This window comes from Mumia quercus, assembly GCF_025506335.1.
Lineage (GTDB): Bacteria > Actinomycetota > Actinomycetes > Propionibacteriales > Nocardioidaceae > Mumia > Mumia quercus.
The window spans coordinates 481,174-505,895 of sequence record NZ_JANZYO010000005.1 but is presented as its reverse complement, the minus strand read 5'-3'; the positions used below and the strand labels follow the sequence as shown (position 1 = coordinate 505,895).

The 24,722-nt window shown below is 72.5% G+C and carries 24 protein-coding genes; 15 read left to right on the top strand and 9 right to left on the bottom strand.

From position 1 onward, the window contains the following. The first annotated feature begins 290 nt into the window (after positions 1 to 290). From NYZ95_RS14555 to msrB, 7 genes are all read left to right on the top strand, one after another. Positions 291 to 1,973 (top strand): nitrite/sulfite reductase, encoded by a 1,683-nt coding sequence (locus NYZ95_RS14555; RefSeq protein WP_262852028.1) that lies wholly within the window; start codon positions 291 to 293, stop codon positions 1,971 to 1,973. After that, complete coding sequence (locus tag NYZ95_RS14550; protein WP_262852027.1) at positions 1,970 to 2,128, top strand: eL43 family ribosomal protein; 159 nt, start codon at positions 1,970 to 1,972, stop codon at positions 2,126 to 2,128. Before NYZ95_RS14555 ends, NYZ95_RS14550 begins: the two co-directional genes overlap by 4 nt. Beyond that, positions 2,125 to 2,850, top strand: a complete 726-nt coding sequence (locus tag NYZ95_RS14545; RefSeq protein ID WP_262852026.1) for a phosphoadenylyl-sulfate reductase — start codon at positions 2,125 to 2,127, stop codon at positions 2,848 to 2,850. Before NYZ95_RS14550 ends, NYZ95_RS14545 begins: the two co-directional genes overlap by 4 nt. A gap of 56 nt (positions 2,851 to 2,906) precedes the next feature. Continuing rightward, entirely contained in the window at positions 2,907 to 3,656 is a 750-nt protein-coding gene (locus NYZ95_RS14540; protein WP_262852025.1) for a sirohydrochlorin chelatase, read from the top strand. A gap of 19 nt (positions 3,657 to 3,675) precedes the next feature. Further along, the gene (locus NYZ95_RS14535) at positions 3,676 to 4,377 is read left to right on the top strand and encodes an SDR family NAD(P)-dependent oxidoreductase (RefSeq protein WP_262852024.1); all 702 of its coding nucleotides are present in this window, start codon (positions 3,676 to 3,678) and stop codon (positions 4,375 to 4,377) included. An 82-nt stretch (positions 4,378 to 4,459) separates the two neighbouring features. Beyond that, a complete protein-coding gene (locus tag NYZ95_RS14530) occupies positions 4,460 to 5,017 on the top strand; it encodes a hypothetical protein (protein ID WP_262852023.1) in 558 nt (185 codons plus the stop codon). 43 nt (positions 5,018 to 5,060) lie between these two features. Then, positions 5,061 to 5,468 (top strand): peptide-methionine (R)-S-oxide reductase MsrB, encoded by a 408-nt coding sequence (gene msrB / locus NYZ95_RS14525; protein WP_262852022.1) that lies wholly within the window; start codon positions 5,061 to 5,063, stop codon positions 5,466 to 5,468. Positions 5,469 to 5,484: 16 nt separating this feature from the next. Here the strand turns inward: msrB and hemQ are convergent, their stop codons facing one another. Genes hemQ through hemE form a run of 3 tightly spaced genes read right to left on the bottom strand, consistent with a single transcriptional unit; the run spans position 5,485 to position 8,717 of the window. Beyond that, a complete protein-coding gene (gene hemQ / locus NYZ95_RS14520; protein ID WP_262852021.1) occupies positions 5,485 to 6,186 on the bottom strand; it encodes a hydrogen peroxide-dependent heme synthase in 702 nt (233 codons plus the stop codon). A gap of 4 nt (positions 6,187 to 6,190) precedes the next feature. Next, positions 6,191 to 7,603, bottom strand: a complete 1,413-nt coding sequence (hemG, locus tag NYZ95_RS14515; protein ID WP_262852020.1) for a protoporphyrinogen oxidase — start codon at positions 7,601 to 7,603, stop codon at positions 6,191 to 6,193. Positions 7,604 to 7,613: 10 nt separating this feature from the next. Further along, a complete protein-coding gene (gene hemE / locus NYZ95_RS14510) occupies positions 7,614 to 8,717 on the bottom strand; it encodes a uroporphyrinogen decarboxylase (RefSeq protein ID WP_262852019.1) in 1,104 nt (367 codons plus the stop codon). Between the two features lie 70 nt (positions 8,718 to 8,787). Between hemE and NYZ95_RS14505 the strand changes: the two genes are divergently transcribed. The 6 genes from NYZ95_RS14505 to secD all read left to right on the top strand — a co-directional run bounded on the left by NYZ95_RS14505 (position 8,788) and on the right by secD (position 15,602). Further along, on the top strand, positions 8,788 to 9,390 hold the full coding sequence (locus NYZ95_RS14505; protein WP_262852018.1) for a DUF3000 domain-containing protein: 603 nt from the start codon (positions 8,788 to 8,790) through the stop codon (positions 9,388 to 9,390). Continuing rightward, on the top strand, positions 9,387 to 10,631 hold the full coding sequence (locus NYZ95_RS14500; protein ID WP_262852017.1) for an HRDC domain-containing protein: 1,245 nt from the start codon (positions 9,387 to 9,389) through the stop codon (positions 10,629 to 10,631). Before NYZ95_RS14505 ends, NYZ95_RS14500 begins: the two co-directional genes overlap by 4 nt. A gap of 42 nt (positions 10,632 to 10,673) precedes the next feature. After that, positions 10,674 to 11,273 (top strand): hypothetical protein, encoded by a 600-nt coding sequence (locus tag NYZ95_RS14495; RefSeq protein WP_262852016.1) that lies wholly within the window; start codon positions 10,674 to 10,676, stop codon positions 11,271 to 11,273. Between the two features lie 159 nt (positions 11,274 to 11,432). Continuing rightward, entirely contained in the window at positions 11,433 to 12,827 is a 1,395-nt protein-coding gene (locus tag NYZ95_RS14490; protein ID WP_262852015.1) for a dihydrolipoyl dehydrogenase family protein, read from the top strand. A gap of 39 nt (positions 12,828 to 12,866) precedes the next feature. Continuing rightward, positions 12,867 to 13,226 (top strand): hypothetical protein, encoded by a 360-nt coding sequence (locus NYZ95_RS14485; RefSeq protein WP_262852014.1) that lies wholly within the window; start codon positions 12,867 to 12,869, stop codon positions 13,224 to 13,226. Between the two features lie 69 nt (positions 13,227 to 13,295). Further along, a complete protein-coding gene (secD, locus tag NYZ95_RS14480; protein WP_262852013.1) occupies positions 13,296 to 15,602 on the top strand; it encodes a protein translocase subunit SecD in 2,307 nt (768 codons plus the stop codon). A 61-nt stretch (positions 15,603 to 15,663) separates the two neighbouring features. Here secD and NYZ95_RS14475 read toward each other — a convergent pair whose 3' ends face one another. The 6 genes from NYZ95_RS14475 to NYZ95_RS14450 all read right to left on the bottom strand — a co-directional run bounded on the left by NYZ95_RS14475 (position 15,664) and on the right by NYZ95_RS14450 (position 22,437). Continuing rightward, positions 15,664 to 16,176, bottom strand: coding sequence for a hypothetical protein (locus NYZ95_RS14475; RefSeq protein ID WP_262852012.1), 513 nt, complete (start codon positions 16,174 to 16,176; stop codon positions 15,664 to 15,666). Between the two features lie 53 nt (positions 16,177 to 16,229). Beyond that, the gene (locus NYZ95_RS14470) at positions 16,230 to 16,694 is read right to left on the bottom strand and encodes an SRPBCC family protein (RefSeq protein WP_262852011.1); all 465 of its coding nucleotides are present in this window, start codon (positions 16,692 to 16,694) and stop codon (positions 16,230 to 16,232) included. After that, positions 16,691 to 19,318 carry an AAA family ATPase gene (locus NYZ95_RS14465; RefSeq protein ID WP_262852010.1) on the bottom strand — a complete coding sequence of 876 codons (2,628 nt, stop codon included), beginning with the start codon at positions 19,316 to 19,318 and terminating at the stop codon, positions 16,691 to 16,693. The genes NYZ95_RS14470 and NYZ95_RS14465 overlap by 4 nt, the downstream gene beginning before the upstream one ends. After that, complete coding sequence (locus NYZ95_RS14460) at positions 19,315 to 20,448, bottom strand: metallophosphoesterase family protein (protein ID WP_262852009.1); 1,134 nt, start codon at positions 20,446 to 20,448, stop codon at positions 19,315 to 19,317. Before NYZ95_RS14460 ends, NYZ95_RS14465 begins: the two co-directional genes overlap by 4 nt. A gap of 118 nt (positions 20,449 to 20,566) precedes the next feature. Continuing rightward, complete coding sequence (locus NYZ95_RS14455) at positions 20,567 to 21,406, bottom strand: ribokinase (protein ID WP_262852008.1); 840 nt, start codon at positions 21,404 to 21,406, stop codon at positions 20,567 to 20,569. Further along, positions 21,403 to 22,437 carry a nucleoside hydrolase gene (locus NYZ95_RS14450; RefSeq protein ID WP_262852007.1) on the bottom strand — a complete coding sequence of 345 codons (1,035 nt, stop codon included), beginning with the start codon at positions 22,435 to 22,437 and terminating at the stop codon, positions 21,403 to 21,405. The genes NYZ95_RS14455 and NYZ95_RS14450 overlap by 4 nt, the downstream gene beginning before the upstream one ends. A gap of 111 nt (positions 22,438 to 22,548) precedes the next feature. Between NYZ95_RS14450 and NYZ95_RS14445 the strand changes: the two genes are divergently transcribed. Next, entirely contained in the window at positions 22,549 to 23,409 is an 861-nt protein-coding gene (locus NYZ95_RS14445) for a hypothetical protein (protein WP_262852006.1), read from the top strand. Between the two features lie 49 nt (positions 23,410 to 23,458). Beyond that, entirely contained in the window at positions 23,459 to 24,670 is a 1,212-nt protein-coding gene (tgt, locus tag NYZ95_RS14440; protein ID WP_262852005.1) for a tRNA guanosine(34) transglycosylase Tgt, read from the top strand. Positions 24,671 to 24,722 lie beyond the last annotated feature (52 nt).

Genomic DNA, 24,722 nt, shown 5'->3' with positions numbered 1-24,722 from the left:
GCTCACACAGACCCCCTCCGATCCCTGCAACTCCGGGGATCACCGAACACGGATCTCACATGATGAACGGGAATCTCATATCGTGGGATTGGCCATTGCCGGATCAGGGGTCCGCAGCACAGACTTACGACCATGCTCACAGCGCAGACGACTCACCTGGCGGCCCGTCGCCACGTGGACTTCGGTCGTATGCGCAGCATGATGTGTCGCTGCGCCTGATCCTGGCCCCGGCTTTCTGAGTGCCGGCCCGACCGTCATCCGCTTCTCGAGCATCTTCGACAGGACGTCTCATGACTGCCACCACCGACGCACCCGTGCGCGCTGCCCGCCCCCGCCGCAAGAAGGGCGAGGGCCAGTGGGCTCTCGGCTACCGCGAGCCGCTCAACGCCAACGAGCAGTCCAAGAAGGACGACAACCCGCTCAACGTGCGTGCCCGCATCGAGAACATCTACGCGCACGGCGGGTTCGACTCGATCGACAAGGCCGACCTGCGCGGACGCTTCCGCTGGTGGGGGCTGTACACCCAGCGCAAGCCCGGCATCGACGGCGGCAAGACCGCGACGCTGGAGCCGGAGGAGCTCGAGGACTCGTACTTCATGCTCCGGGTACGCATCGACGGCGGCCAGCTCGACCTCGCACAGCTGCGGACGGTCGCCGGCATCTCCACCGAGTTCGGCCGGGACACCGCGGACCTCACCGACCGCCAGAACGTCCAGTACCACTGGATCCGCGTCGAGGACATGCCTGAGATCTGGGGGCGCCTGGAGTCCGTCGGGCTGTCGACCCAGGAGGCGTGCGGTGACTGCCCCCGCGTCATCCTCGGCTCCCCCGTCGCCGGCATCGCCGCCGACGAGATCATCGACGGCACGTGGGCCGTGGACGAGATCCAGCGCCGCTACATCGGCGATCCGTCGCTGTCGAACCTCCCCCGCAAGTTCAAGACCGCCATCAGCGGCCACCCCAGCCACGACGTGGTCCCGCAGATCAACGACGTCGCGTTCACCGGTGTCGTCCACCCCGACTACGGCCCCGGCTTCGACCTGCTGGTCGGCGGCGGACTGTCCACCAACCCGATGCTCGCGCAGCGGCTCGGTGCCTGGGTGCCGCTCGAGGAGGTGCCCGAGGTCTGGCACGGGATCGCCTCGGTCTTCCGCGACTACGGCTACCGCCGCCTGCGGACCCGCGCGCGCATCAAGTTCCTCATCGCCGACTGGGGCCCGGAGAAGTTCCGCGACGTCCTCGAGAACGAGTACCTCAAGCGCAAGCTCGTCGACGGCCCCGAGGCGCCCGCGCCCCGTACGCCCGGCGACCACGTGGGCGTGCACCAGCAGGTCGACGGCAACTACTACGTGGGCGTCGCCCCCAAGGTCGGACGCGTCACCGGGACGGTGCTGAGCCGGCTCGCCGACGTCGTCGAGGCCCACGGCAGCAACCGCGTCCGTACGACGGCCCAGCAGAAGCTGCTCGTCCTCGACGTCGCGCCGGACAAGGTCGACTCGCTCGTCGCCGCGCTCGCGGAGATCGGGCTCGAGGCAGAGCCGTCGCCCTGGCGCCGCAACACCATGGCGTGCACCGGCATCGAGTTCTGCAAGCTCGCGATCGTCGACACCAAGAACCGCGCCGACCTCCTGATCGAGGAGATGCAGCGACGCATTCCCGAGCTCGACGAGCCGATCACCATCAACGTCAACGGCTGCCCCAACTCCTGCGCCCGGATCCAGACCGCCGACATCGGCCTGAAGGGCCAGCTCGTCACGGAGGACGGCACGCAGGTCGAGGGCTTCCAGGTCCACCTCGGAGGGGCGCTCGGGCTGCGGGCCGGCTTCGGCCGCAAGCTGCGGGCGCACAAGGTCACTGCCGCCGGGCTCCCCGACTACGTCGAGGGTCTGGTCCGGGCCTACCTGGCTGAGCGCGCCGACGGCGAGTCGTTCGCCGAGTGGGTCGGGCGAGCCGAGGAGGGCGTGCTGCGATGAGCGGACGAGCGGCCCCCTACCACTGCCCGTACTGCGGCGACGAGGACCTGCGTCCTCACGCCGACAAGCACGGCGCCTGGGAGTGCCGCTCCTGCCTCCGCGCCTTCGCGCTCTCGTTCCTCGGACTGATCCCACCTGGAGGTGAGACTGCATGACCACGACAGCCGTACGCGGGGACGTCCCCGCGCGTTCCGCGGAGGAGCTCGAGGAGCTCGCCCGCATCGCCGGGCCCGACCTCGAGCTCGCCCCGGCCGAGCTCATCGTCGCGTGGGCGGTCGAGCAGTTCGGCGAGCGCTTCTGCGTCACCTCGTCGATGGGCGACGCCGTGCTCGCCGACATCGCCGGCAAGGTGGCGCCCGGTATCGACGTCGTCTTCCTCGACACCGGCTACCACTTCGCCGAGACCATCGGCACCCGCGACGCCGTCGAGGCCACGATGCCGGTCAACCTCGTCACCGTCCGTCCGGAGCAGTCGGTCGCCGAGCAGGATGCGCAGCACGGCAAGGACCTGTTCCGTACCGACCCCGACCGCTGCTGCGCCCTGCGCAAGGTCGCCCCGCTGCAGGACGCCCTGGCGGGCTACGACGCCTGGGCGACCGGCCTTCGCCGCGAGGAGACCCACAGCCGCGTCATCGCCCCCGTGGTGGGGTGGGACGCCCGCAAGCGCAAGGTCAAGGTCTCGCCGCTGGCGCGCTGGAGCGCCGACGACGTCGACCGCTACATCGCCGAGAACGGCGTGCTCGTCAACCCGCTGAGGTACGACGGCTACCCGTCGATCGGCTGCTGGCCGTGCACCCAGCGCGTCGCCCCGGGCGAGGACGCCCGCAGCGGACGCTGGGCCGGCACCGGCAAGAACGAGTGCGGCATCCACCTCTGAACCCTGTCCTCACCCTGTCCGATCCCACGACACCCTCCCGGAAGGAGGAATGCACCATGACCGCCCCTGCACTGGTCACGCTGGCTCACGGAAGCCGCGACCCCCGCTCGGCCGCCACCATCGCATCACTGACGGAGTTGGTCCGGTGCATGCGTCCGGACCTGCGAGTCGAGGAGGCGTATCTCGAGCTGGCCGAGCCCGGCCCGCTGACCGTGATCGACCGGCTCGTCGCCGAGGGTCACGACGAGGTCGTCATCGTCCCGCTGCTCCTCACCCACGCGTACCACGCGTCCGTCGACGTCCCCGCGGTCGTCGAGGCCGCGCGCGAGCGACACCCGCACGTCCGGGTGCTCGCGACCGACGTCCTCGGCATCCAGAAGAGCTTCCTCGGGGTGCTGGACCTGCGCCTGCGGGCCGCGCTGCGCGAGGCGCGCGCGACCGAGCTCGACGGTCTGGTCCTCGCCGCGGCCGGCAGCTCCGACGCCCGCGCCAACGCGCACGTCGCCCGCGTCGCCCGTGCCTGGGGAGCCCACCACCGCCTGCCCGTGCTCGCGGCCTTCGCGTCCTCGGCACCACCGGCGGCCGGCGAGGCCGTCCGCGCGCTGCGCCGCGACGGCAAGCGGCACATCGCGGTCGGGTCGCTGTTCCTCGCACCGGGCTTCCTGCCGGACCGTGCGTCAGAGCTGGCGCTCGAGGCCGGTGCGGTCGCCGTCTCCGACCCGCTCGGCGCCGCGCCGGAGCTCGCCCACGTCGTGCTCGCGCGGTACGCGGTCGGCGCCGTCGACCTGGTCCCGATCCCGGCCTGACGACCGGCAGACTGTCCGCATGGACACGTCTCCCGGTCTCACCCTCGGCTCGGTCGTCGTGCACGGGGCGACCGGGTACGTCGGGCGCCACCTCGTCCGCGGTCTGCTCGCGCACGGTGCCACCGTGCTCGCCGTCGGCCGGTCCGACGATCGGCTCGAGGCGGTGCGGGAGCAGGCTGGGGCGGACGGCGCCCACCTCGTCCCCGTCGTCGCCGACGTCTCGACCGACGCAGGCGCGGAACGGGTCGCCGAACGCCTCGACGGCCACGGTCCGGTGCAGGCGGCGTTCGCCGCGATCGGCGGCTGGTGGGAGGGGCCGCGCCTCGTCGAGCTCGACACGTCCACGTGGTCGTCGCTCCTGACCAGCCACCTCACCGCCCACTTCCTCGCGGCGCGTGCGACGGTCCCCCACCTCGACCCCGCCGGCTCGGCGTACGTGGCGTTCAACGGCATCGCCACGCTCCAGCCCGAAGCACGCTCCGGACCGGTGAGCGTGACCGGCGCCGGGCAGTCGATGCTGCTCGACGTGCTGCGCGCGGAGGAGGACCGGCAAGCCGTCCGCTTCCACGAGCTGTGCGTCGTGAACCCGGTCGTGGACGACGGGGAGGCCGCACAGGCCACAGAAGCGGTGGTCGAGATCTCCGACGTGGTCGCGACGGCGCTCACGCTCGCCCGCTCCGGCGACCCGGCCACCCACCGGCACGAGCTCGGGCGCCTCTGACGCCGAAGGCGCCCGCCTCGGCGTGCACAGGCGCTTCGGCGTTAGGCGTTAGGCTGGAGACCCCCTCGCGAAAGGCATCGAGATGAACGATCCGAGTCCGCAGGAGTCGCAGCCGTACGACGTGGCGGTGCTCTTCGAGCAGGAGCTCTCCAGCCTCGACGCCCAGCAGCTCACGGCGTTGCACGAGGGGCTCGACGACCCGGTCGTCTACCACCTGCTCCTGCCCGTCGAAGACGCCGCGGCCACCATGGCGACCTCGCTCGGGGTCCTGGGTGGCGCCGACCTGGCGATGCCCGACGCGCGCTCGCTCGGCGACATCGACCGCGCGGTCCGCGAGGAGGGCGAGGCGGCGCTGCAGCGGTCGATCGACCTCGTGAGGGCCGCCGGGAAGCCGACGACCACCGTCCGCGGAGCGCTCACCCACGACGACCCGGTGCACGCGCTCTCCGACCTCGTGACGCAGTCCGGCGCCGCCGAGGCGATCATCCTCACGACCTCGCACGTCTTCTCGGAGTTCTTCCACGTCGACTGGGCGTCCCGTGCCGAGCGCAAGCTGAAGGTGCCGACGCTGCACCTCATCGAGCACGAGACGTTCGACGCCCGGGCCTCAGGCGCCGGCGAGGGCGCGTCCCTCATCTGACGTTCGCAGCCGCCTCGCGTGCGTGCCTCCGTACGATGGAGGCATGTCGTACAAGGTCGAGAAGACGGATGCCGAGTGGCGGGCGATCCTCACCCCGCAGGAGTTCCACGTGCTGCGCGAGGCCGGCACCGAGCGGCCGTTCAGCAGCGCGTACGAGACCGACGAGACGCCTGGCGTGTACGCGTGCCGCGCCTGCGGCACCGAGCTGTTCCGCAGCGACACCAAGTTCGACGCGCACTGCGGGTGGCCGGCGTTCTGGTCGCCGCTGGCCGGAGACAAAGTCGAGCTGATCGAGGACACCTCCCTCGGGATGCGCCGCGTCGAGGTGCGTTGCGCGACCTGCGGCTCGCACCTCGGTCACGTCTTCGAGGGCGAGGGCTTCCCCACCCCGACCGACCAGCGCTACTGCATCAACGGCGTGAGCCTCACGCTCGTCCCCGACGCCGACTGAGGCGCCCGCGCCCTGCTCAGGGCAGCGTGTCGACGATCTCGGCGACCGTACGCAGGCGGCCGGTGTAGAACGGGATCTCCTCGCGCACGTGCAGACGCGCCTTGCTGGCGCGCAGGTCGCGCATGAGGTCGACGATGCGGTGCAGCTCGTCGGCCTCGAAGGCGAGGAGCCACTCGTAGTCGCCGAGTGCGAACGCCGCGACCGTGTTCGCCCGGACGTCCTCGTAGCCCGCCGCCATCATGCCGTGCTCACGCAGCATGTCGCGGCGCTCGGCCTCCGGCAGGACGTACCAGTCGTACGAGCGCACGAACGGGTAGACGCACAGGTACGCCTTGCCGCCGGGCTCGCTCAGGAACGCCGGGGTGTGCGAGCGGTTGAACTCGGCGGGGCGGTGCAGACCCGTCTGCGACCACACCGGGGCGAGGCGCTCACCGAGGGCCGTGCGCCGGAACGCGTGGTAGGCGTCCTGAAGGGCGTCGGCGGACGAGGCGTGCCACCAGATCATGAGGTCGGCGTCGGCCCGCAGCCCCCCGACGTCGTACAGGCCGCGCACGACGACGTCGCCTGCCGCGAGGTCGGCGAGCAGCGCCTCGACCTCAGCGGTGACCTTCGTCCGGTCGGACACGTCACCGAAGGGCGTCTCCAGCCGGAAGACCGACCACATCGTGTAGCGGATCGTCGCGTTCAGGGCCTCGTGATCGAGCTCGGACGTCGTCATACCCTCATTGTGCCCCGCGACCGGAAGGGCCTTCCAGGTGGTCGCAGACACGGTCGGCCGCCGCCCGTGCCGAGGCGACGACGGCAGGGATCCCGACCCCGTCGTACGCCGCTCCGCACACCTCCAGCCCCGGCGTCGCGGCGATCTCCGTCGTGATCTGGGCGACCCGGTCGAGATGGCCGACCGTGTACTGCGGGAGGCCGCCGCCCCACCTCTGCACGTGCGCGTCGGCGAGAGGACCGCGCAGGCCGACGGCCTCGCCGAGATCGGCGACCGCGGTGGCGACGAGGTCGGCGTCGTCGCGCTGGAGCACGTGCTCCTCCCCTGCCCTGCCGAGCGAGGCGCGGAGCAGGACGAGGTCGCCGGCACGCTTGGCGAGCCAGCCCCACTTCCACGAGGAGAACGTCGCCGCCTTGATCGCGCGCCCCTCGACCGGCGGGACGAGGAATCCCGACGTCGTCGGCTCGGCGTCGATCTGGCCCCGCGGGACCGCCAGCGTCACGATCGCCATCGAGGCGTACTCGATCTCGCGCAGGAGCCTCGCGGCCACGGGCACCGTCGGCGCCACGAGCCTCGCCGTCGGCGCGGCGGGGGTCGCGAGCACGAGCGCGTCGGCCTCGAGGGCCCACGGCTGGTTCGCCGGACCCACCACCAGGCGCCAGCGTCCATGTCCCAGCGGGTCCGCCTCGCGCACCGTCTCCCCGGTCCGGACGGTCACACGGGGGTGGCGGGCGACAGCCACTGGCAGCTGCCACATGCCGCCGTCGAGTCCGGCGAAGGCCGGCGGGAGGTCGGGCGGTGCCGACGCCGCCTGCTCCGCCGCCGCACGTCCGAGCCGCAGACCGCGCTCGTGCAGCGCCCAGATCGCCGGCGCGGCGGCCCGTACGGACAGCTCCGAGGCGTGACCGGCGTAGACGCCACCGAGCAGCGGCTCGACGAGCACGTCGACGACCTCACGTCCCAGGCGGTGCCCGACGTACGAGGCGACCGACACGTCGTCGGACGGGGTCGGCAGAGGCAGGTCGGTGCGCGCGCGCAGCAGCGCAGGCGCCGAGAGCACGCGGCTCTGCGCGAGCGCCGTCATGTCGCTGGGCACGCCCATCACCGACGGTGGGAGCGGGCGCAGCGCGCGCCGGCTCCACAGGGAGGCGCTGACCGGCTCGGGGTGCACCAGCGCGTCCGCCAGCCCGACCTCGCGGGCGAGCCCGACCGCCTCCGGTCGCCGGTTGAGCATCGACTCCGCGCCCACGTCCACGGCGACGCCGGCGACCTCGGTCGAGGCGAGCTTGCCGCCGACCCGGTCCGAGGCCTCCAGGATGGTGACCTCGGCACCGGGGATCCGGTCGGCCACCGCACGGGCCGCTGTGACCCCCGCGAGGCCGCCACCGACGACGACGACGTGGACGGGCTGTCTCATCACCGCGACCTCAGCGGACCTCGAACGCGTGGACGTGGTCGACCAGGCGCTTCAACGCGTCCGGGTCGGTCGCGGGGAGCACGCCGTGGCCGAGGTTGAAGACGTGGCCGCGCGCCTGGCGCCCCGCCTCGAGGACGGCCGTCGCCTTCTTCTTCATCACGTCCTCGGGCGCGAAGAGAACGGTCGGGTCGAGGTTGCCCTGGACCGACCGGCCCTTGCCGACCCGCGTGACCGCGTCGGCGAGCGAGACCCGCCAGTCGACGCCGACGACCTCGGCGCCGGCGTCGCCCATCTCCTGCAGGAGCTCGCCCGTACCGACACCGAAGTGGATGCGCGGCACCCCGAGGTCGGCGACGGCGTCGAGGACCTGCTTGGCGTACGGCTTGACGTACGTCACGTAGTCCTCGCGCGACAGCGAGCCTGCCCACGAGTCGAACAGCTGGACAGCCTGCGCGCCCGCCTGCACCTGGACGCGCAGGAAGCTGGCGGCGATCTTCGCGAGGCGGCCCAGCAGCGCGTCCCACGTGGCGCGGTCGCGGTACATCAGCTCCTTGGTGAGGCGGTGGTCACGCGAAGGGCCGCCCTCGATGAGGTACGACGCGAGCGTGAACGGCGCTCCCGCGAAGCCGATCAACGGGGTGCCCTTGAGCTCGGAGACGAGGCCGCGTACGGACTCGGTCACGTACGGCACGTCGTCTGCGGTGAGGTCGCGCAGCTGCCGCTCGACGTCCTTGACCGTACGGATCGGGTCGGCCACCACCGGACCGGTGCCCGGCACGATGTCGAGGTCGACGCCGATCGCCTTGAGCGGGACGACGATGTCGGAGTAGAAGATCGCCGCGTCGACGCCGTAGCGCCGGACCGGCTGCATGGTGATCTCCACGACCATGTCTGGGCGCGTGCAGGACTCCAGCATCGGGACGCCCTCGCGGAGCTTGCGGTACTCGGGCAGCGAACGGCCCGCCTGACGCATGAACCACACCGGGACGTGGTCGACCTTCTCGCCCCGGCAGGCCGCGACGAACGCGCTGGTCGCGGGGGCAGAGGCCTTGGTGGCACCGTCCTTCGTGGTGTCGGCGGTCGTCGGGGTGTCCTTGTTCTGCGCAGCACTCACGCCTCGATCCTCGCAGGTCGCACGGCGCGTCGCTGCCCCAGGTGCGCGTGATCGCGCATACTCTGAACACATGGCAGCGCGCACCGAGCTCGACGGTCAGCCGTCGGAGTTCGTCGATGCTGTCGCTCAGCTGCGCGATGCGGCACTTCGCCCGGAGGTGCTCTGCGAGCCGCTTCCCGCGCCCCGCAGGATCGCCCCGTACGCGTACGCGCAGAGCGGCGACGTGCACGTGGCCGGTGAGGAGATCGGCACCGGCCGCCTCGTCCTGCTCCACGACCCGGCCGGCAACGACGCGTGGCAGGGGACGTTCCGCCTCGTGACGTTCGCCCGCGCCGAGGTGGACGCGGAGATGGCCAGCGATCCCGTGCTCCCCGAGGTCGGCTGGAGCTGGCTCGTCGAGGCACTGGGCGCGCAGGGTGCCTCGTACGTCGCCCCGAGCGGCAGCGTGACGACCGTCCGTACCGAGGGATTCGGGGGAATGGAGGAGGACGGCTCGACCGCCCAGCTGGAGATCCGCGCCTCCTGGACCCCCCTGTTCGGCCGCGGCGTCGGCCTCGCGGCGCACGCGGAGGCGTGGGGCGACCTGCTCTGCACCGTCGCCGGGCTCCCGCCGCTGGCGCCTGGCGTCCTCACGCTCCCCCGACGCGGCCCCGAAGGGCGGCCCCGCCGGTGAGCGATGCCGATCCCGAGTCCGCACCCGCGGAGGAGGAGGTGGTCCTGCCACCCCTCGAGCTGCACGACCCCCTGCCCGGCGTCATCCAGGACGCCGAGAGCCTGAGGCGCACCCTCGACGCGCTGCGCCGCGGCACCGGCCCCGTCGCGATCGACGCCGAGCGCGCGTCGGGCTACCGCTACTCCCAGCGGGCCTACCTCATCCAGCTGCGTCGTGAGGGCGCCGGCACGGCACTGGTCGACCCGACCGCCTTCACCGATCTGCGCGACCTCGACGAGGCCATCGCCCCCGCCGAGTGGATCTTGCACGCCGCGACGCAGGACCTTCCCTCGTTGGCCGAGGTCGGGCTGCGCCCGCGCACGCTCTTCGACACCGAGCTCGCCGGCCGACTCCTCAACCTGCCCCGGGTCGGTCTCGCCTCGCTGGTCCAGGAGATCTTCGGGATGAGCCTGGCCAAGGAGCACTCGGCTGCCGACTGGTCCCGCCGACCGCTGCCCGAGCCCTGGCTCCTCTACGCCGCACTCGACGTCGAGCCCCTGGTGGGTCTGCGCGACGCGCTCGCCGAGCGGCTCGAGGCCGCCGGCAAGCTCGAGTGGGCCCTCCAGGAGTTCGAAGCCCTGCTGGCCTTCACCGGCCCGGCCGTCCGCGCGGAGCCCTGGCGCCGTACCTCGGGGATCCACAAGGTACGCGGCGGGCGGCGGCTGGCCGTCGTCCGCGAGCTGTGGGTCGCCCGCGACACGATCGCCCGCGAGCGCGACGTCACACCGGGGCGGATCCTCAACGACGCCGCCCTCGTGGCGATCGCCCGTGCGGTCCCGCAGAGCCGCCAAGAGCTGCGCGACCTCGAGGTCATGCGCAGCCGGGGAGCCCGCCGCTACCTCGACACGTGGGACGCCGCGTTGGCCCGCGCACGCGACCTCGGCGAGGCCGACCTCCCTAACGCCGGAGCGAGCGAGCTCGACGGGCCACCGCCACCGCGGTCGTGGCCGGAGCGCAAGCCCGAGGCAGCTGCCCGGCTCGCGGCGTACCGCGCGGTGCTCACCGAGATCGCCGAGCGCCACGACCTCCCGGCCGAGAACCTCCTCACGCCGGACCTGGTCCGACGCCTGGCCTGGGACGACGTCGGGGGCGCCGATGCTGACGCGGTCGCGGCCTTCCTCACCGAGCGCGGCGCGCGGCCCTGGCAGGTCGCCCTGACGGCGCCGGCACTGGCCGAGGCACGCCGTACGCTGGCGCACTGAATTCGTCGCGATCACGTCACCTGTGTCCCCTACGCTTGACCGGTGGCCGAGTTCAAGAAGCCGTTCCTCCCCGGACCTGAGCTCTTCGCCCTCCAGCAGGGCGAGGAGGACCCGGTCGCGCGCGCGGAGGCCGGTGCCCGCGTCGCGCACCTCCTCGTACGCGGCGCCCGCTCGGCAGGAGACGAGGAGACCACCGCGCGGGTGCTCGCCCTCGCCGACGAGCACGGTCTCGACCTCCTCGCCGAGCTCTGGTCGGGTGCACCGGCCGACTCGCTCGCAGGTGCCCTGTGGCGGCTGTACGTCCTGCGGACGTGGGTGCGCCGCGACCCGGTCCGCGCGGCCCGCGAGTTCGACGCCGGCAAGGCCCACTCCCCCGTCGACGAGGTCGTCGCCGGCGTCGTGGACCCGCCAGGCCCGCAGGAGGTCGTCGCGCTGGTGGACGCCGTGGTGCGTGGTGTCGTCACCAACGACCTCGCCGACACGCTCGACCGCGCCGCCGCGTTCGCCCGGCTCGTCGGCGTCGGCCGCGCCTCGCTCGACGCGAACGACCACGACGACGCCTTCAGCGCGTCGCGGCTGGTCGACACAGCGCGCGCCCTCCAGCTCGCCGCCGCACATGAACGACGTGGCGACCTGGGCTAGGCTGGTGCACGCGCCGGGCTGCGGTAGCCCCGGGTCCCAAAATTAGCCGCTACGAGCGGCCACGCGCCGTGAGGCGCTCCCAGCCCGGCGCACGACTTCCCTCCCCGCTCTCCGCGCCGTTGTCCTGCGCGATCGCCGCTGGTGAGCCATGCTCTCGTCATGGACGAAGCGCGCGCAGACGCCGACGAGACCACAGACGTCCTCGTCCTCGGGACCGGCCCGGGCGGTGAGGCCGCGGCAGGTGCACTCGCCCGCGCCGGGCTGGACGTCGTCGCCGTCAAGGCGGGACTCGTCGGAGGCGAGTGTCCCTACTACGGGTGCATCCCGTCCAAGACCCTCCTGCGCTCGGCCGAGCTCCTCGCCGACGCCCGCCGCGCCGACGAGGCCGCGGGCAAGGTGAGCGTGGTCCCGGACTTCGACCTCGCGTACGCCCGGGTGCGCGACATCACCGCCGACTGGGACGACTCGGCCGCCGTCGACCGACTCCGAGACCAGGGCGCACGGCTGGTCCGCGGGACGGGGACCCTCGTCGGTCCCGGCCGCGTCCAGGTCGACGACCGGACCTTCACCGCACGGCGCGGCATCCTCCTGGACGTCGGCACACGTCCCACCGTGCCGCCGATCGACGGCCTCGCCGACGCGCCGTACTGGACCAACCGCGAGCTCCTCCGCAGCCCCGAGCTCCCGGCGTCGCTCGTGGTTCTGGGCGGGGGTGCCATCGGGCTCGAGCTCGCGCAGGCCTACGCGAGGTACGGCACGGCCGTCACCGTCCTCGAGGGTGCCGACCGCCTCCTCGCCCATGAGGAGCCGGAGGCCGCCGCGCTCGTGTCCGCCGCCCTCGGTGAGGACGGCGTGACGATCCGGACCGGGAGCCACGTCACCGCGGTACGGCACGACGGCGAGGGCTTCCACCTCAGCACGGAGGACGGCACGGACGTGCAGGGCCACCGGCTGCTGGTCTCCACGGGCCGTACACCCAACACCGACCGGCTCGGCCTCGACACCATCGGCGTCACGACGCAGCACGGCTACCTCTCGACCGACCCGCACCAGCGGGTCCTCGTCGACGGCGCCCCCGTCGACGGACTGTGGGCGATCGGGGACGTCACCGGCCGCGGAGGCTTCACGCACGTCTCGATGTACCAGTCGGCGATCGCGGTCGCCGCCATCACGGGCCAGTCCGGCCCCGGGGCGTCGTACCGGGCGCTCCCCCGGGTCACGTTCACCGATCCGGAGGTCGGCGCGGTCGGGCTCACCGAGGCACAGGCGCGGCACCGCGGCCTCGACGTACGGATCGGCACGGCGGACCTGGCGGCCTCGTCGCGCGGGGCGACGTACGGGCCGGGCAACCGGGGCCTCATCAAGCTGGTCGCCGACGCCGAGCGCCGGGTGCTCGTCGGGGCAACCTCGGCAGGGCCCGCCGGTGGGGAGATCCTCGGCGCGCTGTCGGTCGCCGTCCACGCCCAGGTCCCGCTGTCCGAGCTCGTCCGCACGATCTGGGCGTATCCGACGTTCCACCGGGCCATCGGCACCGCGTTGGCCGATCTTTCCTGAGCGCCTCGGCTGCTCGGCCCGTCAGGCTAGACTGCTGAGGTGCTCAGGAACGTCCCGCGTCTGCCTGCCGTCCTGGTGGCGGCAGCACTTTCGGGACTTCTCCTCATGCTGGGCGGCACCGCGTCCGCCTCGACACCCCGCAGCCACGCGACGTCGTCGACGGACGCGGGCACCGGCTCCGAGCGTGGGCTGACGGGCTGGAAGGCCGCGATCCACAAGATCGACGTCGGCACCCGCGCGCACCACGAGAAGACCGCGCTCGGCCCCGTCCCGGCCACGCTCCCCTCCTCGGCCGACGTGCCGGGTGACGACGCCCGCGCCGACGAGACGGGCGGCTCCACCGCCGCTCCACTCACCGTCGTGCCGGGTGGGGTCCTCGGACGCGCACCCCCGCGCTGACGGCGTCACCTCGCCCCGTCCTCGCGCGCCGTCGGTGCGCCGTCCTCTCCAGAATCCCGGAGCCTTCTCGTGTCACGTCCAGATTCCCGCGCGCCCCTGTGGCGTGCGGTTGCGGCACTCGCCGTCCTCGTCATCTCGGCGATCGTCGCCCTCAACTTCTCCCCACGCCTCGGGCTCGACCTGCGAGGCGGCACCCAGATCGTCCTCGAGACCCAAGACAGCGCACGCACCAAGGCTGACTCGGAGTCGACCGACCGCGCGCTGGAGGTCCTGCGCGGACGTGTCGACGCCCTCGGTGTCTCCGAGCCGACTCTCGCCCGCTCGGGCGAGCGCCGCATCATCGTCGAGCTGCCCGGCGTCCAGGATCCCCGCAAGGCGGCCGAGGTCATCGGCCAGACGGCTCAGCTGACCTTCCACAACGTGATCGGCCCCGCGCCGGAGGGCGCCAAGTCCACCGAGGGCCAGACCGTGGTCAAGGACGAGGACGGCAACCCGATCATCGTCGGACCGCAGGAGCTCGACGGCAACGGCGTCACCAGCGCGAAGTCCGAGCAGGAGCAGCAGTCGCTCCAGTGGGTCGTCAACGTCAAGTTCAACAAGGAAGGCACGCCAGGCTGGCAGAAGCTCGTCCAGGACGCGTGCGCCAACACCGCCGGCGGTCAGCGGATCGCCATCATGCTGGACAACGAGGTCATCTCCTCGCCGCAGGTCCAGCCGTCGCTGTGCGCGGGCGCGGGCTCGACGACCAGCATCACCGGTGACTTCACCTCGCAGACGTCGAAGGACCTCGCCATCCTCATCGAGGGTGGCGCCCTGCCAGTCCCGGTCGAGGTCATCGAGCAGCGCACGGTCGGCGCCACCCTCGGTGACGCCGCCATCGAGGCGTCGTTCGAGGCCGCGATCATCGGCGTCGTCCTCACCGCGCTCTTCATCGTCTTCGTCTACCGCCTGATGGGCTTCATGGCGAGCATCGCGCTCGGCTCGTACGCGCTGATGTCGTACGCGATGCTCCTGTGGCTCGGGGCGACGCTGACACTGCCCGGCCTGGCAGGCTTCGTGCTCGCGATCGGCCTGGCGATCGACGCCAACGTTCTCGTGTTCGAGCGCGCGCGGGAGGAGTACGCGCGCCGGCGCGGCGAAGGACTCTCCCGCGCTCTCGATACCGGCTACAACAAGGCCTGGTCGGCGATCCTCGACTCCAACGTGACGACGCTCATCGCGGCAGGCCTGCTGTTCTTCCTGGCCAGCGGGCCGGTGAAGGGCTTCGGCGTCACGCTGTCCATCGGCACCATCGCCTCGATGGTCTCCGCCCTCGTCATCGCACGCGTCCTCACCGACTGGGCGGTGCGGCGGTCGTTCGCCAAGAACCGGCCGGCGATCACCGGCCTCTCCGGCACGGGGCGCCTGCGCGAGTGGCTCGTCACCAAGGGCCCCTTCCTCATGCGCAAGGCTGGCACGTGGGTCGTCGTGACGGTGGTGGCCCTCGTCCTCGCCGTCACCGGCATCGTCACGCAAGGGCTCAACCTGGGCGTCGAGTTCACCGGCGGCCGGATCCTGGACTTCCAGGTCACCAAGGCGATCTCCGCCGACGAGGCGCGCGAGATCGTCTCCGACGCCGGGTTCCCGAGCGCGGTCGTTCAGGAGTCCGGCGGAGAGTCCGGCAACCAGGACAACATCACTGTCCGGACCGACCAGATCACCGACGACGAGGCCGTCAAGATCCAGGACGCGCTCGCCGAGAAGGCCGGCGAGGTCACGAAGGAGCGCGACGAGCTGATCGGGCCGAGCCTGGGCGAAGAGCTCCGCAACCAGGCGATCATCGCGTTCATCATCGCGCTCGCGGCGCAGATGCTGTACCTGGCGGTGCGCTTCCGGTGGACGTTCGCGTCGGCCGCCGTGCTGTCGCTCGCCTCGGTCGTGACCTTGGTCGTCGGCATCTTCGCTTGGATCGGCGAGTCGATCGACGGCGTCTTCCTCGCGGCGATCCTGTCGATCATCGGTCTGGCGGTCAACGACACCATCGTCGTCTTCGACCGCATCCGAGAGAACCTCCGCGAGCACCGCGAGGGCTCCAGCCTGCGCAAGACGTTCAACGACGCGATCATGCAGACGATCCCGCGTACGGTGAACACCGGCCTCGGCGCGATGTTCATCCTCGCCGCGCTCGCGATCCTGGGTGGCGCTTCGCTGCAGCCGTTCGCGATCGCGCTGCTGCTCGGTCTGACGCTCGGCACGCTGGCGACGATCTTCGTGGCTTCGCCGATCGCGCTCCTCCTGGAGGAGCGGTTCCGGCCGAAGTCGAAGGAAGACCGCGTCGCCGCGGCCGACCCGTACGCGACCGTCCCTGCGGGCGGACGCGAGGCGGGCTCGCTGTAGCAGCCGGAGACAGCACAAGGCCCGGTCTCGACGATGTCGAGACCGGGCCTTGTCGTCTGCGTCAGAAGGTGCCGGTGCGCTCGCGCGAGACCGTGAAGCCGCGCTCCGACTCCAGGTGGATGCAGGTCACGCCCGTACGCGCGCTGGTGCACCCCACGTCACCGACGATCGTGGAGCGCCCGTACGCCAGCTCGGGCGACTTCCCGGCGAGCGAGGCCACGCGGCAGGTGAACTCCGCCCCCTGCGCGGTGACGAGCAGCGTGCCGCCCCAGCCCTTGCCGCATCCCTCGGGTCGCGGTGGCGGGTCGTACGCGTAGTCGGCGATGTCGCAGCGCGCGCTGCGCTCGTCGAGCCGGCAGACGATGTTGCCGCTGGGGCTGCGGAAGGCGCGCATCTCGTCACCAACCTTCGGCAGCTTGGTCGAGACGCCCTCGATCGGAAGCTCGGCGCTGCGCGACTCCCGGGGTGGCTCGGGCGACGAGCTCGCGGCCGTTCCCGTCAGCTGGGCCGCCGACGAGCAGCCGGTCAGGGCGAGCGCGGCGAGGGTGAGGGCGACGTGTGTCGCTCGGTGCACGGGGTTGTCTCCTGCGGGTCGAGGTCGGGGGGCGCGCGTGCTCGTCGGCCACTCTAGGCGACCGCGAGGTCGTGCAACGAAGCAAGATAGCGCGTCAGCCCTGCGATGCCGTCACGCATCATCAGGGAATGGTTGAGGCGGAAGGCCGGGGACAGGAACGGACCGGCGACGTTCATCCAGTGCTGCGCGGTGACGACCTCTTGGACGTAGTGCACGGACGTCGCGTCGCCGTCGACACGCGTCCGCACGCTCGCCCACCCTTCCAGATCGCCCGCGATCTCCGCCAGGAGATGACCCGACGCGCTGTCCGCCCGCGCGCGGTGGAGGGTCACGTGGAGCGTGTACGGAAGCAACGAACGCACCGCGACGCGGGCGGTGTCCTCGTCGATCCCGACGACGCGACGGACCTGCGGCCACCAGCGGGGATAGTGCTCGAGGTCGGCGAGCGCGTCGAAGACCAGGTGCCGCGGCGCCGGGACGCGCCACGTGCGCTCGAACGTGTAGTGACGAGGGGTCATGCCGGCGTCAGGCTCACCGTGGTCGCGCCGCCCACCATCTGGAAGCGGCGGGGCTGGCACGTGAGGACCACGACCTGCGCGGTGCGGCCGACGTCGTTGAGCACGACGGCGAGCCGCTCGAGCCGCGCCGGGTCGGAGAACCCGAGGGTGTCGTCAAGGACGACGGGGGCTCCCTCGTCCGGGTCCACCAGCTGGGCGCAGGCGAGACGCCCGAGGAGCGCCAGCTGCTCCTTGGCCCCGCCGGAGAGCGAGGCGAAGGGAACCGTGCGGCCGCGCAGCGTGCGGCTGTCGATGGCGAGGTCGGTGCTCACCTCGACCTCGAAGTCGGGACCGAACACCACCTTGCCGAGCCGGTCGATGCGCTGCTTGAACGGAGCGACGTACTGGCGCTGTGCCTCGTCGCGGTGCCGCAGCAGCGTGTCGCGCAGCAGCGCGGCGGCCTGGGCCGCACGGTGCAGACGCTCGTACGTCGCGCGCGCCGCTTCGAGAGCGGCCTTCACGTCGACCAGCCGGTCGTGGATGCCCTCGCCGGCGCGGTCGTCGAGGAGCGTCTGCAGCTCGACGGCGCGCGTGTCGGTGCGGGTGAGGTCGCGATCGACCCGCTCGACGAGCTCGCGCGCGTTGGTCAGCTCCATGTCAAGAGTCTCCGGCGATGCGGCGGTTACCGCCAGGCGCGCGGCCTCAGCGGCGGCGAGGGCCTCGTCCCGGGCGCGCGCGGCCGCATCGACGGCCTCGTCCAGGGCGTCGTCGCTGTGGTCGGCCCGTGCACTCTCGAGGCGAGCGACGGCGCGCTCGTGCTCGTGCTCGGCGCTCTCGAGCTCCTGGCGCGCGCGGACCGCGGACTCCGCGGCCGCGACCAGCGCGTCGCGTGCCTCGTCGTGCGCGTCGCGTGCCCCTGCTGCCTCGGAGTCGGCGTCCTCGGCGGCCCGACGTGCAGATGCCGCGGCGGACTCGAGGCCGTCGAGGTCAACGTCGTCGGCGCCGGAGTCCTCGGCAGGCACGCCCTCCTCGCCGGCGTCAGCGCTACGGCTGCTCAGGGTCGCGAGGCGGCCCGTGAGCTCGTCAAGCGTGGCGCCGTCCAACGCCTCCCGCAACGCGCTCTCGGCCGCGGCCAGCCGGGCGTCAGCGTCGCGGCGCCGCTCGTGGGCCGACCGAGCGTCGGCCAGCGAGTCGACCTCGGCCACCCGAAGGGCGGCCTCGAAGGTCTCGCGCGCAGCGACTTCACGGCGCTCCAGGTCGGCCGGTGGCGTGCCCGGACGGACCAGGACCTCTGCCACCCCGTCGACACGCACCCGCACCTCGTCGAGCACGACGCCCTCGTACGGGTCGTCTCCGAGGACCGTGCCGTCGACGACGACGGGCTGGTCGCCGAGCGCGCGCACCACGAGCCCGGCCGCAGCGGCCTGACGCGCACCCTCGGCGACCTTGAGGTCGGTCGCCAGGTCGGTCAGGCGCTCCAGCAGCGCGTCGTCGACGCGCAGGACGTCACGCTCGGCGCGCGCCCGGGCCTTCTCCTGGCTGGCCACCTCCGCGCGCCGGAGGCGTTGGGACAGCGCGGCGCGTTCGGCCGCGTCACGACGACGGGTGAGCGCGGCCGCCGTCTCGTCGGCGGCGGTGCGCGCCTCGCGGGCGCTCTTCGCGGCCGCTGCGGCGACAGCGCGCGCACGCGCCTCCACGCTCTGGCACTGCTCGTGGGCCGCGGACACCTCACGGACGCGCGCGCTCAGTGTGTTGACGGCAGCGGCCCGACGTGCCACCTCCGCAATGAGCGCCGCACGGTCGTCGCGCGCGTCCGCGGCGTGCGCGTGACTCCGCTCGGCGACCTCGGCGTCCTCCTCGGCGCGGCGCAGACGCTCACGCAGCGCGTCGAGCGCGACCACGGCGTCCTCGGCACGTCGCAGCCGCGCGTCAGCCTCGATCGACAGCGTCGACAGCCGCTCGTGCTCCTGCTGGGTGGCGGCGTAGTCCTCGACGTAGCGGTCCATCTCGGCGCTGCGCGCACGAAGGACGTCGAGCTGAGACTCGAGGTCGGCGATCTCGGCAGCTGCCTGGGCGTAGTCGCCACGCGGCCTGCCGCTCGCGGTCAGGTACTTCTCGCACTCCGCGGTGATCGCGGCGACCAGCGCGTCGTGGTCGCCGGCGGCGCCCGTCGAGTCGTCGAGCGCCCGGTGGAGGGACGAGATCCTTGCCAACGACGGCTGGTCGAGCGACTCTCCCTGGACGACCTCCAGCGCCTCCCACAGGTCGACGTCGACCGTCTCCTCGAGCAGGCGCGTGAACCGCTGGTGCGCCTCGTCGCCGCTGAGCTGCTCGCGGACCGGAGCGCGTACCTCGAGCTCGGTCGACGGCGACTTGAGCCAGCGCTTGCGGAAGACGACGTCGTACGGCCCCGTCCGCAGCTCGATCTCGGCCTCCGGCCCGACGTCGCGGCCGACGGGCTTGACGTCACGTACGGCTTGGCTCCGCGAGCTCGACTTGGTGGTGCGGAGCAGCCGGACCGCCTCCGCGACCGACGACTTGCCGACCTCGTTGGGGCCGACGACGACGGTCACGCCCTCCCCGAAGCGCACGGTCGACTCCTCGACGCCCCGGAAGTTGCGGAGCGTGACCCGGACGAGCCTCACCGGCCGGCTCCCGCGAGCCGGTAGAGCAGGCCGAGGGCGTCCTGCGCCGTGCGGGCGGACTCCGTCTCCGAGGTCGCCAGGTCGACGAGCTCGTCGAGCGCGGCCTGCGCGAACCCGCTCAGGCCGAGGTCGGCGAAGTCGTGGCCGTCGGGGAGCACCGCCAGGTCGGTGTGACGCTCCCAGGCGTCGAGCCTGGCGAAGAGCGCGCGCGCCTCCTCGAGGACCTCCTCCAGGCGCGTCGCCTCGGCGGTCGACAGCGTCCCGCGCAGGGTCAGCCACACCGCGGTGCGCTCCTTGTCGGGCAGCGCGCGCAACCGTTGCGCGAACGCGTCGACGTCCTCGCGGGATCCCAGCTCAGCGCTCACCACCTCGAACCGCCACCGACCGACGCGCTCGCGCTCGACGGTGACTCCGCCCGAGCCAGGGTCGACGTCGACGACGAGGACGTTGCCGGGATCGGTCTCACGGCGGTGGGTGACCTCCGGCGCGCCGGCGTACCAGATGCGGTCCTCGACCTCGGTCGTCGAGTGGCGGTCACCGAGCACGACGACGTGCGCGAGGTGGTTGTCGAGCGCCTTGCGCAGCGCCGGGACGTCGATGGCCGCGACGGCGTCGCGGTCGGGGTTGAGCGTGCTGGCGGCACCGTGGCCGGCGACGACCCTGACGACGCCCTCCGGCATGGGCCCCAGGCTCGCGCACGCGTCGGCGACCAGGTCGCGCGTGGGGTGCTTGCTGAACCACGGGGCGCCGACGATCTCGGCGCCGTCGACCACCGCGTACGGTGCGCTGTCGCGCAGGACGTGCACGTGGTCCGGCGCCAGGTCCTGGAAGGCTCGGGAGTCGTAGATCGACGCCGCGTCGAGAGGGTCGTGGTTGCCGGGGAGGAGGACGACGGGGACGGTGAAGGACCGCAGCGCCTCGAACGTACGGGCGACGATGCTGCGGTCGAGCTGGTTGGACTCGAACACGTCACCGCAGACGACGACGAACGCCGCACCCCGCGCCTCAGCGAGCTCGCCGATGCGACGGACGGCATCGAGGCGCGCCTGCTGGAAGCGTGGGCGTGCGTCGTCGTCGAGGTAGTGCGCGGTCATGCCGAGCTGCCAGTCTGCTGTGGCGACGAACCTCAATGCGCACCTCCCGGGGTCGAAGATCCGTGTCCCACCCTAGGAGCCGAGGCGGACAGGATCGGGGACGCGCGCCGCGGCTGGGGACGACCGGTTGCTGGGGAGAAGATCACACCGGCGATCACACCGGTTGGGCACCCGACCAGGTCGTCGCCTCGGCCCCGGCAGCGACCGCCGCACGCAGCGCGTCCTCGCGTCCCGCCCCGGCCGCCAGCGCGGACGCCAGCGCACCCGCGAACGCGTCACCGGCGCCGGTCGTGTCCACCGCCGCCACGCGCGGCGCGGGCACCGTGGTGCCGCCCCACGTCGCCCCGCGGCCGCCCAGCGTGACGCAGACGCCGTCGTCGGCGCCGCTCAGCCCGAACGCCTGCGCCTCGTGCTCGTTGACCACCACAGGATCGGCCTGCGCCAGCAAGGACCGCGGCAGGTCACGCACGGGCGAGGCGTTGAGCACGAGCCGGGTCCCGGTGGTCGCGGCCACCTCGGCCACCGCGCGTACGGCCTCGTCCCCGATCTCCAGCTGCACCAGCACGACGTCGGCACCCTCGAGGGCTGCGCGGGCCGAACGGACGTCATCGGCCTCGAGCCGCGCGTTCGCCCCGGCGGCCACGACGATCGCGTTCTCACCCGTCGGGTCGACCACGATGAGGGCCGTCCCCGTCGGCACGCCCGGCGTCGTCTGCAGGAACGTGACGTCGACCCCGGCCTCGGCCAGCGCCGACCGGTACGCCTCGCCGTCGCCGTCGTCGCCCACCCGGCCGACCATGGTCACTCCGGCCCCCGCACGTCGCGCCGCCAACGCCTGGTTGGCGCCCTTACCTCCGCGGAGCCGGACGAGGTCGCTGCCGAGGACGGTCTCCCCCGGCGACGGGTGGCGAGCGACGCTCGTGACGAGGTCGACGTTGAGCGAGCCGACCACGACGACGGCACCCGTCGGGAAGCCCTCCTCGGCGAGGCTCACCGTTGGACCGCGCGGGCCGCGTCATCGACCTGCGAGGCGCCTGGGCCCGCGCAGATCGTCGTCAGGAACAGGTCGCGTACGCCTTCGGCGTCGACCCCGACCGCGACGTCGACGAGATGACCCAGGGAGTCCACCCCGTGGACCGCGTCCTCCCCAAGCACGAAGCGGCGGTCCACGACCGTCTGCCCGCGCGAACGCCCCGGTGCCAGCTCCACGTGGACCGGCCACCGGCCGGTGGTCAGGAGGTCGGGCTGCGCCACCATGCAGACCGCACCGGCGTCACCCAGCAGGCCGCCGTGACCGACGCGCGGGTCGCTGCGGATCACGTCGTGGGAGTGCGCGAGCAGCCGCCCCGCCAGCGCCACGGCCGGGTCGGGGTCGCCGTGAAGCACCTCGTACGTCTGCGCCTCGACGACGACCTGAGAGAACACGTCGAGCCCGTACATCGTCACGGGTACACCCGCACCCAGCACGATCGCCGCGGCCTCCGGGTCGTGCCACACGTTGAACTCGGCGACCGCCGTCGCGTTGCCGCCTTCCACGGCGCCACCCATGAGCACGATGCCGGCGAGGTTGTCGCGGACCTCGGGATAGGCGCGCAGCAGGAGCGCGACGTTGGTCATCGGGGCCAGCGGCACGAGCGTCACCGGGTCCGGAGACTCCAGGATCGCCCGCCGCATCAGGTCGATCGCGCCGCCGTCGGCCGCCAAGCGCGCCGACGCCGGCAGCCGCTGGTCACCCATGCCGTCCGCGCCGTGGATGTGGCGCGCGTCCCGAGACGGCCCCACGAGAGGGCGTTCGGCGCCACGGCCCACAGGGACGTCAGGGGCGTCGAGCGCGTCGAGGACCGCGAGCGTGTTGGCGACCACCTGGTCCACGTCGGCATTGCCCGCCACACAGCTGATCGCGCGGAGGTCGAGACGGGGGCTGCGGACCGCGAACATCACGGCCAGGGCGTCGTCCACCCCCGTGTCGACGTCGAGCACGACGGGGAGCGGCGCGGTCGTGGTGGGCTCCAGCGAGGACGTCATGGACACACGGTAACCACGCCGGACTGTGCCTGACCTCACTTGGGCGAGCGTGACCTTCCCGTTACCGTCGAAGGTTGGTCCCCGAACCGCCCCCGACCCCCGGAAGGCTGCATGACGGCGAAGAAGACCGACGAGACCGACGAGGAGACCCACGTCCTCTCCGGCGTCTCGTCGAGCCAGGTCGTGGGCGGCGCCCTCGCCGCGATGACCGCCGCCGTCGCGGGTTCGTGGCTCGGTGTCGCCGGCACCCTCATCGGCGCCGCGGTCGGCTCCGTGGTGGCCACGATCGCGGGCACGGTCTACACCAACTCCCTGCGCAAGAGCCGCCGTCTCGCGGAGGCTGCCCGGCTGACGACCCGCGCCGCGCTCGCCAACCGCGCCGTCACACCGGGCCGCCCCACCGTCGTCATGCCGACCGCGCCCGACGCAGCGCAGGCGCTCGCGGAGGCCGAGTCCGAGGGCGCAGACGTCGGCGCAGACGGCACCGACGAGGGCACACCGGCCGACAAGCCGAAGCGCCTCGTCCCGTGGCGGGCCGCGGCCGTGGCCGCGGTCGTCAGCCTCGCCCTGGCGCTCGGCGGGATCTGGGCGTACGAGAAGGTGGCCGGTCACCCCATCGGCTCCAGCGACAAGCCTGGGACGACCTTCAGCAACGTCCGCTCGGGCGACTCCGACGGGTCCGACGGCTCGGGCGGGTCCGGTGGGTCGGACGACCAGGACCCCAAGGACTCCCCCAGCGAGCAGCAGTCCCCGAGCGACACGCCGTCCCCGACGACGCCGTCGCGGGACACGGGGTCGACCCCCGCTCCGGAGCAGTCGACGACGACTCCCCCCACCCCTACGCCGTCGCCGACGACGAGCCCAGAGCCCGTCGAGCCGACTCCCCCGCCGATCCGTGAGGACGCCGAGGGTCTCGCTCCGGAGCAGCCGGCGCCGCAGGCCGAGACGGCCTCCCCGACGAGCGACGGATGACGTCGCGCCACCCCGCAGGGTCAGCGGGCACGCCTGGTTGGATGGAGCGGTGAGCTTCTCCTTCTCGGTGTCCGAGCGCCTCGCCGACTCCGTCGACGGCGCCCAGGGGCGTACCGGCGTGATCTCGACCCCGCACGGCGACATCCGCACCCCCGCGTTCGTCCCGGTCGGGACCAAGGCCACCGTCAAGGCCGTGCTGCCCGAGACGATGGCCGACCTCGGTTCGCAGGCGCTGCTGGCCAACGCCTACCACCTCTACCTCCAGCCCGGACCCGACATCGTCGACGAGGCCGGAGGCCTGGGCGCGTTCATGAACTGGCCCGGGCCCACGTTCACCGACTCGGGCGGCTTCCAGGTCCTGTCCCTCGGGGCCGGTTTCCGCAAGGTGCTCGCGATGGACACCACCGGCCGTACGGCCGACGACGTCATCGCCGACGGCAAGGAGCGCCTCGCGCACATCGACGACGAGGGCGTGACCTTCAAGAGCCATCTCGACGGGTCGAAGCACCGCTTCACCCCGGAGGTGTCGATGCAGATCCAGCACCAGCTCGGCGCGGACATCATCTTCGCCTTCGACGAGTGCACGACGCTGATGAACACCCGCGAGTACCAGGAGCGCTCGGTCGAGCGCACCCAGCAGTGGGCCGTGCGGTGCGTCGCGGAGCACGAGCGGCTGACGACCGCCCGCGCCGGCAAGCCGTACCAGGCGTTGTTCGGTGTCGTGCAGGGCGCGCAGTACGAGGACCTGCGGCGGCGTTCGGCGCGTGGGCTCGTGGAGCTCGGGTTCGACGGATACGGGATCGGCGGCGCGCTCGAGAAGGAGCAGCTCGGCACGATCGTCGGGTGGGTGTGCGAGGAGCTGCCCGAGGACAAGCCGCGTCACCTGCTCGGCATCGGCGAGCCCGACGACCTGTTCACCGGGGTCGAGAACGGTGCGGACACGTTCGACTGCGTGAGCCCGTCGCGGGTCGCGCGCTCCTCGCGGGTCTACACGCACGACGGGCAGCGCAACCTGCTCGTGGCGGCGTCGCGGCGCTCGTTCGCGCCGATCGACGAGGAGTGCGACTGCTACACGTGCACGCACTACACCGAGGCGTACCTGCACCACCTGTTCAAGGCCAAGGAGTACAACGCGGGGACGCTGGTGACGATCCACAACGAGCGGTTCATCGTGCGGCTCGTCGACAAGATCCGGGCCTCGATCGAGGACGGCACGTACGCCGACTTCAAGGCGGACTTCCTCGGCCGCTACTACGCCTGACCGCCCCGTCCGCGATTCGGGCACTTTCCCACCGAACGGCCGCCCGCAGGCG

Bases quoted from the DNA above. Each gene is read 5' to 3' on its own strand.
- NYZ95_RS14555 (WP_262852028.1), top strand. From the start codon at position 291: ATGACTGCCACCACCGACGCACCCGTGCGCGCTGCCCGCCCCCGCCGC.
- hemQ (WP_262852021.1), bottom strand. From the start codon at position 6,186: ATGACGACGTCCGAGCTCGATCACGAGGCCCTGAACGCGACGATCCGC.
- NYZ95_RS14505 (WP_262852018.1), top strand. From the start codon at position 8,788: ATGGCAGCGCGCACCGAGCTCGACGGTCAGCCGTCGGAGTTCGTCGAT.
- NYZ95_RS14540 (WP_262852025.1), top strand. From the start codon at position 2,907: ATGACCGCCCCTGCACTGGTCACGCTGGCTCACGGAAGCCGCGACCCC.
- NYZ95_RS14545 (WP_262852026.1), top strand. From the start codon at position 2,125: ATGACCACGACAGCCGTACGCGGGGACGTCCCCGCGCGTTCCGCGGAG.
- NYZ95_RS14450 (WP_262852007.1), bottom strand. From the start codon at position 22,437: ATGACGTCCTCGCTGGAGCCCACCACGACCGCGCCGCTCCCCGTCGTG.
- NYZ95_RS14445 (WP_262852006.1), top strand. From the start codon at position 22,549: ATGACGGCGAAGAAGACCGACGAGACCGACGAGGAGACCCACGTCCTC.
- msrB (WP_262852022.1), top strand. From the start codon at position 5,061: ATGTCGTACAAGGTCGAGAAGACGGATGCCGAGTGGCGGGCGATCCTC.
- NYZ95_RS14490 (WP_262852015.1), top strand. From the start codon at position 11,433: ATGGACGAAGCGCGCGCAGACGCCGACGAGACCACAGACGTCCTCGTC.
- hemG (WP_262852020.1), bottom strand. From the start codon at position 7,603: ATGAGACAGCCCGTCCACGTCGTCGTCGTCGGTGGCGGCCTCGCGGGG.
- NYZ95_RS14470 (WP_262852011.1), bottom strand. From the start codon at position 16,694: ATGACCCCTCGTCACTACACGTTCGAGCGCACGTGGCGCGTCCCGGCG.
- NYZ95_RS14535 (WP_262852024.1), top strand. From the start codon at position 3,676: ATGGACACGTCTCCCGGTCTCACCCTCGGCTCGGTCGTCGTGCACGGG.
- NYZ95_RS14550 (WP_262852027.1), top strand. From the start codon at position 1,970: ATGAGCGGACGAGCGGCCCCCTACCACTGCCCGTACTGCGGCGACGAG.
- NYZ95_RS14530 (WP_262852023.1), top strand. From the start codon at position 4,460: ATGAACGATCCGAGTCCGCAGGAGTCGCAGCCGTACGACGTGGCGGTG.